General features: G+C 58.7%; 14 protein-coding genes. 8 read left to right on the plus strand and 6 right to left on the minus strand.

The genetic code is table 11. The features are described from left to right. The first annotated feature begins 292 nt into the window (after positions 1-292). The 3 genes from J3A65_RS03365 to J3A65_RS03375 are packed head-to-tail and all read left to right on the plus strand — an operon-like array spanning position 293 to position 4,094. On the plus strand, positions 293-994 hold the full coding sequence (locus J3A65_RS03365; protein WP_062577964.1) for a gluconate 2-dehydrogenase subunit 3 family protein: 702 nt from the start codon (positions 293-295) through the stop codon (positions 992-994). Between the two features lie 2 nt (positions 995-996). After that, positions 997-2,766: a GMC family oxidoreductase gene (locus J3A65_RS03370; protein ID WP_209899403.1), complete on the plus strand. Its 1,770-nt coding sequence runs from the start codon at positions 997-999 to the stop codon at positions 2,764-2,766. A gap of 11 nt (positions 2,767-2,777) precedes the next feature. Continuing rightward, on the plus strand, positions 2,778-4,094 hold the full coding sequence (locus J3A65_RS03375) for a cytochrome c (protein WP_209899406.1): 1,317 nt from the start codon (positions 2,778-2,780) through the stop codon (positions 4,092-4,094). Between the two features lie 64 nt (positions 4,095-4,158). Here the strand turns inward: J3A65_RS03375 and J3A65_RS03380 are convergent, their stop codons facing one another. The 4 genes from J3A65_RS03380 to J3A65_RS03395 form a co-directional block, all read right to left on the minus strand. After that, complete coding sequence (locus J3A65_RS03380; protein WP_209899409.1) at positions 4,159-5,133, minus strand: sensor domain-containing diguanylate cyclase; 975 nt, start codon at positions 5,131-5,133, stop codon at positions 4,159-4,161. Between the two features lie 4 nt (positions 5,134-5,137). Continuing rightward, complete coding sequence (locus J3A65_RS03385; RefSeq protein WP_209899412.1) at positions 5,138-5,557, minus strand: hypothetical protein; 420 nt, start codon at positions 5,555-5,557, stop codon at positions 5,138-5,140. Between the two features lie 39 nt (positions 5,558-5,596). Next, on the minus strand, positions 5,597-7,186 hold the full coding sequence (locus tag J3A65_RS03390) for a globin-coupled sensor protein (protein WP_092663004.1): 1,590 nt from the start codon (positions 7,184-7,186) through the stop codon (positions 5,597-5,599). Between the two features lie 520 nt (positions 7,187-7,706). Then, positions 7,707-8,051, minus strand: a complete 345-nt coding sequence (locus J3A65_RS03395) for a metalloregulator ArsR/SmtB family transcription factor (RefSeq protein WP_092663462.1) — start codon at positions 8,049-8,051, stop codon at positions 7,707-7,709. A gap of 281 nt (positions 8,052-8,332) precedes the next feature. On the opposite strand from J3A65_RS03395, the gene fliQ reads away from it, so the two are divergent. Next, positions 8,333-8,599, plus strand: a complete 267-nt coding sequence (gene fliQ / locus J3A65_RS03400; protein ID WP_062459823.1) for a flagellar biosynthesis protein FliQ — start codon at positions 8,333-8,335, stop codon at positions 8,597-8,599. Between the two features lie 21 nt (positions 8,600-8,620). Here the strand turns inward: fliQ and J3A65_RS03405 are convergent, their stop codons facing one another. Then, positions 8,621-8,992: a hypothetical protein gene (locus tag J3A65_RS03405; RefSeq protein ID WP_062459825.1), complete on the minus strand. Its 372-nt coding sequence runs from the start codon at positions 8,990-8,992 to the stop codon at positions 8,621-8,623. 151 nt (positions 8,993-9,143) lie between these two features. Beyond that, positions 9,144-10,016 carry an MBL fold metallo-hydrolase gene (locus J3A65_RS03410; protein ID WP_174197741.1) on the minus strand — a complete coding sequence of 291 codons (873 nt, stop codon included), beginning with the start codon at positions 10,014-10,016 and terminating at the stop codon, positions 9,144-9,146. 466 nt (positions 10,017-10,482) lie between these two features. Between J3A65_RS03410 and J3A65_RS03415 the strand changes: the two genes are divergently transcribed. From J3A65_RS03415 to arsK, 4 genes are all read left to right on the plus strand, one after another. Next, positions 10,483-11,016 carry a lipocalin family protein gene (locus J3A65_RS03415; protein ID WP_174197742.1) on the plus strand — a complete coding sequence of 178 codons (534 nt, stop codon included), beginning with the start codon at positions 10,483-10,485 and terminating at the stop codon, positions 11,014-11,016. Positions 11,017-11,316: 300 nt separating this feature from the next. Then, on the plus strand, positions 11,317-11,649 hold the full coding sequence (locus tag J3A65_RS03420; protein ID WP_209899415.1) for a metalloregulator ArsR/SmtB family transcription factor: 333 nt from the start codon (positions 11,317-11,319) through the stop codon (positions 11,647-11,649). 46 nt (positions 11,650-11,695) lie between these two features. Then, positions 11,696-12,403 (plus strand): arsenical resistance protein ArsH, encoded by a 708-nt coding sequence (arsH, locus tag J3A65_RS03425; protein ID WP_209899418.1) that lies wholly within the window; start codon positions 11,696-11,698, stop codon positions 12,401-12,403. Further along, on the plus strand, positions 12,400-13,620 hold the full coding sequence (gene arsK, locus J3A65_RS03430; RefSeq protein WP_062459834.1) for an arsenite efflux MFS transporter ArsK: 1,221 nt from the start codon (positions 12,400-12,402) through the stop codon (positions 13,618-13,620). The genes arsH and arsK overlap by 4 nt, the downstream gene beginning before the upstream one ends. Positions 13,621-13,657: the final 37 nt, after the last annotated feature.

The raw sequence follows: 13,657 nt of genomic DNA on the forward strand, positions 1-13,657 counted from the left end.
ATTTCGAACGCCGACAGCGATCCGCCGGCAAATTGACAATTGATAATAATACTCGATGAAGTCGAGCAAGCCACGAACTTCCCGCAGAGGTAGGCATTTGTGCGCACGCATGGCAGCATCGCTAATTAACGCAAAATTTTTCTCATAAATCGTACCTCATAAGCATTGCATACTCAAACCTTGCGGGTTTAAAGGTCAGCAACGAATGAGGCCATATGTCGCAGCGACGGGTGCCTCACGTTTCCAGCCTATTCGGTTCCGGCCCCCTGTCGGGACACCAAGGAGCGATACAATGAGAGATGTCCCGGGGTTACCGTCCCGCCGTAGCTTTTTGAAAGCTTCGGCGGCAAGTGCGGCCGTCGTCGGCGTGGTGATGCAGGCGAAGGCGGAGACCCCGCCGGCCCCGCCGCCGATCGAAGAATACCAGCCGGTCTGTCTCAAGCCCACTGAGTGGGCCTTCGTTATGGCTGCCACGGCGCGGCTCATTCCCTCCGAAGGCGAAGGTCCCGGTGCCATCGAGGCCCGCGTCCCCGTCTTTATCGACAAGGAACTGGCCGGTGGATTCGGTGAGGCGGCAGACTGGTACATGGAAGGTCCGCACGATGCCGCAGCCCATCCGTTCCGCGGCTGGCAATCGCCTTTGACGCCGCTGCAAATCTATCAGCAGGGTATCCCGGTGTTCGACGCATGGTGTCAGCAGACGCACGGCAAGATATTTGCCGAGCTTGACGCCGCAACTCAGGACAAGGCCCTGACCTCCCTCCAGAAAGACGAGATGAAGATCAAGCCCGAACTGCGCGACTTCTTCACGATCCTCTTGCAGAACACCAAGGAGGGCTACTTCGCAGACCCGATGTATGGCGGCAATCACGGCATGCAGGCCTGGAAATATATCGGTTTCCCAGGTGCCCGCGGCAGCTACAAGGAGTGGGTGTTGAAGCACAACGTCGCCTACCCGCTCGGTCCCGTTTCGATTTCCGGTGAGAGGGCATAACGATGGCACGCACTGCAAAGAAGAAGGACGTCGTCATCGTCGGTCTCGGCTGGACCGGCTCGATCCTCGGCATGGAACTCGCCAACGAGGGTCTGGAGATCGTTGCGCTTGAACGCGGCCATGACCAGAACACCGTTCCGGATTTCCAGTACCCGAACATGATCGACGAGCTGAAATACGGCGTTCGTCTCGGCATGATGCAAAAGCCGCGCAATTCGACCCTGACGATCCGTCGCAACGTCGATGAAGCCGCCCTGCCCTATCGCAGCCTCGGCTCGTTCCTGCCGGGTATCGGTGTGGGCGGTGCAGGCACCCACTGGAACGGTCTGAACTGGCGTCCGCAGCTCTCGGAATACCGTCTGCGCTCGCATGTGGAAGAGCGCTGGGGCGCCGGCATCATTCCGGAAGACATGAACCTGCAGGATTACCCCGTCAGCTACGAAGAGCTGGAGCCGTTTTTCGATCGGTTCGAGCATGTCGCGGGGATTTCCGGCAAGGCCGGCAATCTCAATGGCAAGAAAATCGAGGGCGGCAATCCGTTCGAGGCACCGCGCTCGCGCGAATACCCGATGCCGCCTATGCCGGTGACCTGGGACGGAGCCAAATTTGCCGAAGCCGCGAAAGCTGCCGGCTGTCACCCGTTCCCGAGCCCGGGCGGCATTGCCTCGCAGGCCTATGTCAACGAATACGGAATGCAGATGGGCCCTTGCAACCACTGCGGTTTCTGCGAGCGCTACGGCTGCTACAACTATTCGAAATCCTCGCCGCAGACGGCGATTCTCGACGCGTTGAAGCGCAAGCCGGATTTCGAATACCGCACCCATGCGGAAGTGCTGAAAATCGAAATGGCGCCCGACGGCAAAACCGCGACCGGCGTCACCTATTTTGACGAAAAGGCCGGGGAAGAAGTGTTCCAGCCCGCGGATCTGGTAATCCTGGCCGCCTACCAGTTGCACAACGTCCATCTGATGCTGCTCTCGGGCATCGGTCAGCCGTTTGATCCCGCAACGAACGAAGGCGTCACCGGTCGCAGCTATGCCTACCAGATGAACGGCGGCTACACGATGTTCTTCAAGGACGAGGTGTTCAATCCGTTCATCGGCACCGGTGCCAACGGCATGTCGATCGATGATTTCGGCATGGACAATATCGACTTCGGTCGTGAAGGCTTTATCGGCGGTGCCTACTGGCGTGCCGGCCAGTCCAACGGTCAGCCGATCCGCTCCATGGCGCTCCCCGCGGGCACGCCGACCTGGGGTGCCGGCTGGAAGAAGGGCATCGGCGAGTGGTACGGCCACTCGATGTCGATCGGCTCGCACGGTTCACACATGTCCTATCGCGGCAATTATCTCGACCTCGACCCGACCTACAAGGATCGCCACGGTCGTCCGCTGATGCGCATGACGTTTAACTGGCAGCCGAACGACATCCGCATGACCCAGTTCATGAAGTCGAAGATGGAGCCGATCGCCAAGTCGATGAACCCGACCTCAATGCAGGAAGGCTTCAAGAAGGACGGCGCCATGTACGACGTGCGTCCGTACCAGACGACGCACAATGTGGGCGGCACTGTGATGGGAGACAATCCGAAGACCTCGGCAATCAATCGATATCTGCAGGCCTGGGACAAGCACAACATCTTCGTGATGGGCGCCGGCGCCTTCCCGCAGAACACCCAGTACAACCCGACCGGCATGGTCGGCGGCCTGGCCTATTGGGCGGCGCATGCGATCCGGACGCAGTACCTGTCCAATCCGCGGCCACTGGTGTGAGGAGCGCAACGATGAAAACCTTTCTTCGCGTCATTCTCATCCTCGCCGTTCTCGGCGTCGTCGGCCTTCTCGCCTTCATCTTCGTGCCGGTCCAGCGCACTGCCGCGGTTGCCCAGCTCCCGGCTGATTACAAAGCACCGGCGGGCAGTGGCGAATACGCCATGCGGGCCGGTGACTGCATGGCCTGTCATACCGCGGAGGGCGGCAAGCCCTTCGCCGGCGGCCGGCCTATCCACAGCCCGATGGGCACGATCTGGGCCACCAACATCACACCGGACAAGGAAACCGGCATCGGCAATTACACGCTCGATGATTTCCGCGCGGCGCTCTACGACGGCGTTCGCAACGACGGTGCGCATCTCTACCCGGCCATGCCTTACGAAAACTATCGCAAGCTGACGGAACAGGACATCCAGGCCCTCTACCAGTATTTCATGACCGAGGTGCCTGCAGTTTCCAACAAGGTCGAGGAAACGGCACTGTCCTTCCCGTTCAACCAGCGCTGGGGCATTCGCGCCTGGAACTGGCTGGCGCTGGGCAAGCCGGGCTTTGAACCTGTTTCGCAGGACGAGCAGTTTAACCGTGGTGCCTATCTCGTGCAGGGCGCCGGACACTGCGCCGCCTGCCACAGCCCGCGCAACCTGCTGATGGCGCAGGACGGTACCGACGAGAGCAGCGCTGCCTTCCTGACCGGCGGCGAGATCGACGGCTATACGGCACCTGACCTGCGCGGCCCGCAAAGCGCACCGCAGAAATGGTCCACCGAAGAGCTCGCGGCCTATCTTACGACTGCCCGCAACGCGCATTCCACGGCAACCGGCGAGATGATGCTGGTGGTGCGCGATTCGCTGCAATACATGACGCCCGAGGACAATCTGGCGATCGCAACCTACCTCAAGAAGATCGGCAGCACTGGCGGTTCCACGGCACCGGCAACGCCTTCGGCGGCGCCTGAAAAGGCCGAGGTTACCGACACCGAGAAAATGCTGACGGAAGCCAAAGCGGATATGCCGCTCGGTCCCCGCCTCTATCTCGACAATTGCGGTGGCTGCCACTTTGTCAACGGCAAGGGTGCCGCGGAAATCTTCCCGGAGCTTGACGGAAATTCGCTGGTTACCGCGAAGTCTTCAAAGGGCCTGTTGGATGTCATGCTGCACGGAGCGGAACTGCCTTCGACCAAGGACCGTCCCATGCGCGTGCGCATGCAGGGCTATAACGACCGCCTCAACGACGAAGAAGCGGCAGCACTTGCCACCTTCCTGCGCCAGGCCTGGCATAACGACGCTCCGCCGGTCTCTGCGGAAGACGTCAAGGCTGTCCGCCGCTAGACCATGACATCAGACCCTGCCGGTTCGTAACCGGCAGGGTCTTTACACGTCGCCATGGGTGGCATCAGCCGTTGGCCGTTGCCAAGGCCTCCGGCGGCCCGAGGATCGCAATACTTCGCCGCGTCAGTTTGGCGTGATACATGCGCCGATCTACGAGAGCGACAAGAGCCGTTCTCGACCACTTGACCTCGCTTGCAAAGCCAAAACCGAGCGCCGCACCGACGCGCAGCGTTTTGCTTCCGATCGTGACGGCGGCCAGCACAGTGTCCATCATCACGGCGAGCCTCTGCTCCTGCATTTCACTGTCTCCCATGTCTGACTGGAACAGGAGGGCAAACTCGTCACCGCCCAGCCGCGAGACGAATTCGCCCGCTCTCAGGGACGACAACAGCCTTTTCCCGATAACCGCAAGCAACTCGTCCCCGACCGGGTGACCGTGCATGTCATTGACGATCTTGAAGCTGTTGAGATCGAAGATTGCGAGCCCGAACTCCTCATGGTTGGCGCGATCTTCGATAAAGTGAGCGATCCGTTGCTCGAACCCAAGACGGTTCGGCAGCCCGGTCAGGCTATCGGTGACGGCCGCGGCTCGCAACGCCTCTTCCTGTCTGATTTGCGCGCTCGTCTGTTCGGTGACATCGGTCAGCGCCTCGAGATCGTAGAGGTCGTTTCCGATCGTGATCCGGCGTGCGGAGATCATCACGGAAATCTCCCGCCCGTCACGATGCCGGATCTTGCCCGACTGCGCGGAGTAATACCCAACCTCGTCAAGGAGTTTGATCCTGGCAACACGGTCTGAGCCATCGACGATCAGGCCGACATCTGTCAGTTTGCGACCAACCAGTGCCGTTTCGTTCATCCCGACGAGGTCCATGTAAGCCTGGTTGACCCGCACATAAACGGAGTTTGGCCCGGCCATCGAAATGGCATAGGCAAGCGGAGAGATGTGAAACAGCGTCTGCAACATTCCGTCCAGCCCATCTCCGCCTTGTGTCACATTGGAAAAGAGTGAGGCTGCCGCCCGTTCATCCGAAAGCATCGGCCTAACCCTTATTCGCTTTAGGGGATTGCCACAGCAGGACGACCGGTGACGGCAAGAACCGCAGATCCACCCGATATTGCATGTCGCAGGTTCTGTCTGTCATCATTCCCTCGCCGCAACCTCGCCCGATGGAGAGGTTCGCGGGTGATAAACCTCCAGCTAGTTTTGCGTCCACAATACGAGTCACAAACTCGACGACTTCCGTCATCTCTATCCATTCGGCCCCGGCCGCTTTGGATCCCGACCTATACCCTCGGCGACCCGCAAACCCCGTGAGCATGTTCAGATCGAACTGCGCCGTATTGCCGATGTCCAGGTGCTCGAGATTCCTTTTGACCAAAAGGATCAGTTTATCGAGCGCTTGTGCGGTGGAGAGCCCGGCAGCCAGCAGTGCGAGTGGTATTGCGATCAGCATTTTCACAAAACTACCCTCATGATGTGGCGTACCGGGTCGCCATGCTCAGAATTCCGACCAGCCTTCATTGGCCGCCTTCGACCGCTGTAGTTTGCCAGGAAGCGACTGGATCATTTGTCGCGCAGGCGAAGCTGCAGGCGCATGCGCCCGACCGTTGCTTTGGCCTACCGCGCTTGGCGTCGTTTTGAACCCGGCGACAAGCTCGGAAAGTCTCTCGGCCTCGTTGGAGAGTTTTATCGTCGCCGCAGACGTCTCTTCCACCATGGCAGCGTTTTGCTGCGTGATCGTATCCATGCTGCCCACGGCAGAGTTGATTTCAGCTATCCCAGTCGCCTGTTCGCGCGACGACATGGCAATCGAAACCATGTGTTCGTCGATCGTCTGCACCTGTCTGCCGATGCTTCTCAATGCCTTGCCCGTTGTGTTCACAAGATCGACGCCGCGCGCGACATCCTGCGAGGATCTCGAGATGAGATCCTTGATTTCCTTTGCGGCCCGGGCTGAGCGTTGCGCGAGCTCCCGCACCTCCTGCGCCACCACCGCAAAGCCTTTCCCCTGGTCACCGGCACGGGCTGCTTCGACCCCCGCATTGAGTGCGAGGAGGTTCGTCTGGAACGCGATTTCGTCAATGACGCTGATGATGTCGTTCATTTGTTTGGATGACTCGACAATGTCGCTCATCGCCTTGACGGCCTGCTCTACGATTTCTCCGGACGTTGCTGCCTCTGTTGCAGAGGCCGTTACGACCGCCTGGACTTCTGTCGTCCGGGTTTGAGACTGCCGCGCGATTGAACTGATCTGCTCCAGCGCTGCCGCTGTTTCTTCAAGCGCCGTGGCCTGCCGTTCGGTGCGCTTTGCCATTTCGTCGGTCGCAGTGGCGATTTCGGCCGACTGCGAGAGAACGAAGCCGACCGTGCTTGAGATCTCGGAAAGAGCACCGTTGAGGCTCGATACGGAATCGTTGAAATTATGCTTGAGCCCGTCGAAACTGACCGCGAGGGGCTGTTCCAAGGGCCGGGTCAGATCACCGCCGGAGAGAGATCTCAACGCACTTTCGAGGGCTGAGAGCGCTGTGTCTTGTTCCGCTTTCAGCGTCGCCTGCTCCGCTTCAGCCTTGGCTCTCTCGTCCGCAAGGACGTCGAGATAGACGGAGATCGCATAATCCATGTCCACGAGGGCCGCTTTGACAACCGTCGTTACGTCGTCTCCGATCTTTTGGCGTTTGCCGCGCACCAAAAAACTACCAAGCTCGTTATCGATGACGGCGCGCACGATGTTCTCGATCATCAACGCATAGCCGCCAATGTACCAGCGCGGTTGAAGCCCAAGCCTTGCATGGGCTTTGCCGATCATGGTGACTTCATCAACATAGGCTTCGTCGAACTTTGCCGAGGAAATCGTTTCCCAGTGTCGAGCCTGTCGTCCTTTTGCCTGGGTGATGTGATTTTCACCGGAAAAGTATTTGGAGGTTTCCGGGTGATGACGGACCTTGGCGTAAAACACATCGAGCGCGCTATCGAGCGACCCGTTGATGATGGGCGCCAATGCTGCGAGTGTCCTGCGCTGTGGATCACCAAGACCGGCGAAGTCCAGTCGGTCGTTAAGCGTTGCCTGTGCTGATTTCTGCGTACTCATGTATGTCCCCTGCTGCGGTCCCTTGGTAACAAGGCATGGTTGGTCTGCCCGCTAAAGCGAGTGCGATCTGTTGCTGACGGGAACGCAGTCCATCACCGGCGCGCGTGCTTCGAAGCCATCGCGGGGCAAGCAAGGGGGCTCAAAAACCCAGATGTCTACCGAACAGGTGTTAGACTGTCAGGTGGCGGCTGTTCCTGATCTTCACGGCCATAAAACCCTCATGGGTATGCGGCGCCACGGCGCCTATCTGGCACCACAAATCTAGGATTCAGGGGATAAAAAACCGTTAATAGTTCGCCCTATGCTATAGTAGCAGAACTTGATTTAAGCTGCGCCATCGTTTGACCGAGGCTAAATCTGGCAATCGTCAAGCATAGAGCCAAAAATACGAGTTTTTGCCTTAAAATTCATGCCGCATGTAAGCGCTGCTATGACCGGCAGCGTGCTCATTGCATTCTCAAGACAGCGGTCGATATTGACAGAAGAGAGCTGGGACATCGTCAAGGTCATTGCGTAGGGTCTAAGCGTAGGCAACCGCCACAGCTTCGTGAGTCTCTGCGACGGGACAGAATATGCTTTGCATACAGTCAAGAACCTGGCGGACACCTTCCTCGTGAGAGCGATAGAAAACCGTCTGCGCTTGTCGACGCGCCGAGACGAGGTTCGCGTCCCTGAGAATCTTCAGATGTTGAGAGAGTGCCGATTGGCTGAGATTCACCGCCTTTGCGAGTGAACGCACGTCGCGCTCCCGATCCTGCACCAGACAAAGGACTTTGAACCGTGCGGGGTGCCCCATAACCTTCAGTAGATCGGCGGCGTCGCCCTCATCGAAGGGAAGAACTTCTCCCGACAGACCGATGTCCATAACGCCTCCAACCACCATTGAATAAAATCGCGTATCTTCATGGACCGAACCGAGTCCGGCGCCACATCAGCGAGAAGTAATACAAGCAAGATATAAGCTGCGGCGGCTAAGCATCTCCGCATTACGTCTCTGCTTCAATACGCAAATTGTACGTTATTTTATCGCAGTCCAGACGTTTTACGCATCTTAACAATACTTAACTCTGACAACCGCCGAATCTGTATTAAGGCAGATACGAAACGCGGTCTCGCCGCCCAATATACATTCAATGCTGGTGTGAAATGACAGAAGCAGACGCGTTGGAGATCCTGCGGATCTCTGTCTGGGCAATGCTCCTTGCTTCAGCGCCCGCGGTTTTCACCGCGATGGCAGTCGGCCTGGTTATCAGCCTTGTCCAGGCTCTCACGCAGGTCCAGGAAAGCACGCTGAGCTTTGCGCCAAAAATTGTTGCTGTCTTTGTAGCGCTGGCAGTGGCCGCCCCGTTCATAGGCGGCCAACTCAATCTTCTCGTTGTCGAGATTTTCTCTCATGTGCAGTCGGGTTTCTAGGCCGGCTGCGATCTCAAGAGGTCAGGCGTCTGCAGTCTCTCGCACTTCGTCGAGCAGGAAGAACACGACCACATAGCGGGTCGCATAGGATCGGCCGCCCTCGGCATCGCCTGCGTCCGAACCTCCGTCGGCCGGGTGCCATTGCTGGTAGTGCGGATTGTTGGCGATCAGCGTGATCGCTTTGCCAGTACGGCTACCGCCAAGACGATAGCGTGTTTCCGCCAACGGCCAGACACGTTCGTAATCCTGTTGCGTGAGACGGACCTTAAGAGCATGGCGCGTTACCGTTTCGCCCTGCGAAACATCTCCCTTGCGGGCCACTGGAACCTCCAGCGAAACCTCCTCAGCCCCATCCAGTATGAAGTCAAATTCCTCAGGCCACGTCCGCTTCATGTAATCGCTCCTCCAAGCTATACCGAGGGTTGCCGACGACTGTATCGTCGTCTGCCGAGACAATATGCAAACATTATCCCCTTCTGAAAAGCATCAAACCGCCTACGGCCGCACTATTTCGTGAGGTTGCGCTTGGCGCCGACAAAATGTCTTACCAGGCCGCCACAGGGAAGGCGTCGATCGGGATCTTCAGGTACCTCACGCCGTTCGCCTCCTTTGGCGGCAGCTCTCCTGCCATCAGATTGACCTGCAGGGCATGCAGCATCAGTTTCGGAAACGGCAACGTTTTGTCACGGCTGATGCGGGACTGGATAAACTCGTCACGCCCTGACCGGAGGTGAATGTTCTGCGCCTTCTGTTGCGCGACGGTGCTCTCCCAGAGCGCTTCCCGCCCGCCATGACGATAATCGTGGCCGGTGAACAGCCGGGTGTCGTCGGGCAAGTTCAGGATTGCCTCGATCGACGACCACAGATCTTCAGCGCTGCCTCCGGGAAAATCGGCGCGGGCCGAACCGCTGTCGGGCATGAACAGCGTGTCGTGGATGAAGGTCGCATCACCGACCAGATACGTGATCGATGCCAGTGTGTGGCCGGGCGAATGCATGACGCGGCCCTCGATCTCACCGATCATGAACCGGTCGCCATCCGAAAACAGCCGGTCCCACTGGGATCCGTCGGTTGGCATCGCCGGCGCATTGTAGATGTCCTTCCATAGCGCCTGGACCTTGACCACGTCGGCGCCGATAGCGGTCGGCGCGCCGGTCTTCGACTTGAGGTATGCTGCTGCGGTGAGATGGTCTGCATGGGGATGCGTGTCGAGGATCCACGCGACGTCCAGTCCCTGCATCTGGATATGTGAAAGGAGCGCATCGGCGTGACGCGTGGCCGTGCTTCCGGATTTCTCGTCGTAGTCGAGAACCGGATCGATGATGGCGCATTTCTTCGTGGCCTTGCAGCTTACGACATACTGGATGCTGCCGCTACGCGCGTCGTAAAAACCAGCGACTTCGGGTTGGGCACTCATGATGTAAAATCCGGCTTGTCAAACGCCTGCACTGGCGCGGCTTTATGATGGTCTGGCCACAGGATGTCCACGAGGCAGGTCTGATCGCAGCAACGCTGTGACAGCGGGCAAGACGAGGACATCAAGCGTCACGGCGGCCCCTCCTAAGTCAACCTCTCACGAACGTCAACTCGGAGCCCTTTGCCGCAATCTTGCTCACCAAGCGATAGGGCCAACCCGATAAGCCGCGCCCTTGGATCGAGACCAGCCGAGCAGTTGTTCGCGCGTGGCAACGCGCTTGATTTTGCCCGTCGCAGCCATAGATCCACATCGTTGGCCAGCAAACAAACTGGTTGTGCCTGTGGCGCATGTCTCGGCGACCCTGAATGCGGCTGATGTGTGGTTCCGTTTGGCAACAGCGAGTACTTCCGCGGGGAGTACGGTTGCCTCGAGATCACGCGGGATCGGCAACCGACAGGATGAGCATATGCACAATCTTATCAGACATCTCAGCTTGCACTTTATCACATGCCTTTTCGCGATCGGCGTCGTATCGCAGGCCCTCGCCGCTCCCGATGTCGTCAAGGTCGGGCCGGATCATTACCAGGGGACATGGCTGGAAATCGGGAGGACCCCGATGTTCCTGACCGACGGCTGTGTTGCCGGTTATTCCACCTACCGCAAGGGCAAAACGCCTGACACGGTCATGGTCGAAGACGGTTGTCGTGTCGATACTCCAAACGGTCGCCTCAAAACGATCAATGGGACCGGGAAGATCCAGGATTACGGAACGACGAACGCAACGATGCGCGTCCGCTATCCACTGCTCATTACCTTCACCTACCGCGTGCTCTACAAATCGCCGGATAAATCCTGGTTCATCAGCGCCAACCCGTCGATGTCGGACCTGTGGATCTATTCGCGAACCGTACCATCGAAATCCAAGCTCAACCGCATGGTGCGCAAGGCGAGCGAACTTGGCTACGACGTAAAGAAGCTGGAATTTCCGCCAGCCCGCTAGACCGATCGCACAGCGTCCGAACGGTTTGGCGTCCACGCGACAGGGCAGCCGTTCGGAACGCGAGCTTCTTTGCGGCTTCGAGCCTTGGTTTTATAAAGCTCGGCCCCTACCCTGCGACCAGCTTGAGAGACCGGATGGAGTTATGGGATCGAGCGTGCGGGCTTCGTCACGCATATTGTTTTCGGCCAATATTTCAATAATCCTTGAAGTCTTGAATAATTGTTGTTCTATAGCCTTTACAGGGCTTTGAAAGCCGGGCAAGCGCCCGCGCCTGGTCACTATTGGACAAGGAATGAACTGGTGAACGAGCGACAGGTCCTTGATGCGTTTGGCGCACTGTCACAGCAGACCCGACTGCAGGTCATTCGCAAGCTCGTCGTCGCCGGCCCCGGCGGACTGGCGGCGGGTATGATTGCCGACGCTGTGAACGTGTCGCCTTCCAACATTTCCTTTCATCTCAAAGAACTGGAACATGCGGGCCTGATCAGCGCTCAGCGGGAGTCACGCTCCATCGTCTACAGCGCGAATTTCGAGACCCTCAACGGCCTCGCCCATTTCCTGATGGAGAACTGTTGTTCGGGCCAATTTGACGCCGGTTGCGGGCCTACAGAACTCGCAGGGTCTGCGTTATAGGAGCCCTAAATGCGAACGTTTCAATTTTTTTCGATGGAGTATCCAAATGGCTGATCTGCCAGCCGCCTCGCTTGATCTCATTTCCCAGCCCGACCTTGAGGCACTTCGACCACCCTATTCGCAGCACAAGCCGCGGATCCTGATCCTCTATGGATCGCTGCGGAAGATTTCGTTCAGCCGTCTTTTGGCGGAAGAGGCAGCACGGCTCCTCGAGCACCTTGGATGCGAGGTGAAGATCTTCAATCCCGAAGGTCTGCCCCTTCCAGATGGCGCACCGGATACGGATCCGAAGGTTCAGGAATTGCGCGCGCTTTCTCTCTGGTCGGAAGGCCATGTCTGGGTCAGCCCCGAGCGGCACGGTGCGATGACCGGCATTATCAAAGCGCAGATCGACTGGATCCCCCTCACGACCGGTTCGGTGCGACCGACGCAGGGCAAGACGCTCGCCGTCATGCAGGTCTCCGGTGGCTCGCAATCTTTCAACGCGGTCAATCAGTTGCGCATTCTCGGTCGCTGGATGCGGATGATCACCATTCCGAACCAGTCGTCGGTTGCCAAGGCATGGCAGGAGTTCGACACGGATGGCCGCATGAAACGCTCGGCCTACTATGATCGCGTCGTTGATGTCTGCGAGGAACTGGTCAAATTCACACTGCTGACCCGGGATGCGTCCGACTACCTGACAGACCGCTATAGCGAGAGGAAGGAAGAGGCCGCAAAGCTCGAACAGCGCGTGGATCTGAAGTCAATATGAGCGAGCGGCCGCCGATCGGCACTATCCTTGCCCTGGGCCTCACCCAGATCATCGGCTATGGAACTCTCTATTACAGCTTCAGCATTCTTGCACCCGATATGGCGCGAGACCTGAACTGGTCGACGGAGTGGATATTTGCCGCACTTTCGGCGGCACTTCTTCTGGGCGGCTTGACCGCGCCATGGCTCGGCCGGGCCATTGATCATTTTGGCGCAGGACGGGTGATGACGGCCGGATCCGCGATTGCCGCGGCAGCGCTGGTCGCTTGTGCCTATGCGCCGGGCAAGAGCGGCTTCGTCGCCGCTCTGATCGTGATCGAGATCGCCGCCAATCTGGTACAATATGGCGCGGCCTTTGCGCTGCTGGTGCAGGCAAGCCCCCGCACCGCCCAGCGCAGCATCACCTATCTGACCTTGATCGCCGGCTTCGCCTCGACGATCTTCTGGCCCATCACAACGGCTCTGCACGCCCATCTGTCCTGGCAGAATGTCTACCTGGTGTTTGCCGGGCTCAATCTGCTCGTCTGCCTGCCTCTGCACGCCTGGTTGTCCTACGGCCTTGCCCAAGGAAAGTCGCAGAAACAGAACGGCACGGCGCAAGTCGTCGAGGGGTGCCTCAGCCCGGACGTCCGCCAGTTCGGGTTCAAGCTGATGGTGGTGGGGTTTTCACTGCAATCTCTCGTCAGTGCGGCGATCCTGGTCCATATGGTGCCGCTGTTGTCGGGTCTTGGCCTTGGGGCCACTGCCGCCATTGTCGGCACGCTGTTTGGTCCGTCACAAGTGCTGAGCCGGTTTGCCAATATGATGCTCGGCGGCAATCTGCCGCCGCTGGCTTTGGCAACGATTGCTGCCACGTTGATCCCTGGGGGTGTATTGATCCTCACCCTTACCGCTCCGTCGGTGGCAGGCGCCATGGCGTTTGCCGTTGTCTTCGGTTTGGGCAACGGTCTTTTCAGCATCGTCACCGGCACCCTGCCGCTGATGCTGTTTGGCAGCGCTGGCTACGGCAGGCTGCAGGGCAAGGTCATGGCCGCACGATTGATCCTGTCCGCGACCGCACCGTTTGCGCTGGCGTTTGCCATGGCCCATATCGGTACGCTGTGGTCACTGACCATCACAACAGCGCTCGGGGCCTGTGCGATTGTCGCCTTCGTCGGGATTGCGCGACTGGAGCGCCGCCACAAGTCTGGCGATCATCTCGCGAGCCGTCCGGCCTGAACTAGTACGCTGGGATCCGTGCGTCCTTGGGTGCCCG

Origin of the sequence: Rhizobium sp. PvP014 (assembly GCF_017876855.1) — a bacterium.
GTDB lineage: Bacteria > Pseudomonadota > Alphaproteobacteria > Rhizobiales > Rhizobiaceae > Neorhizobium > Neorhizobium soli.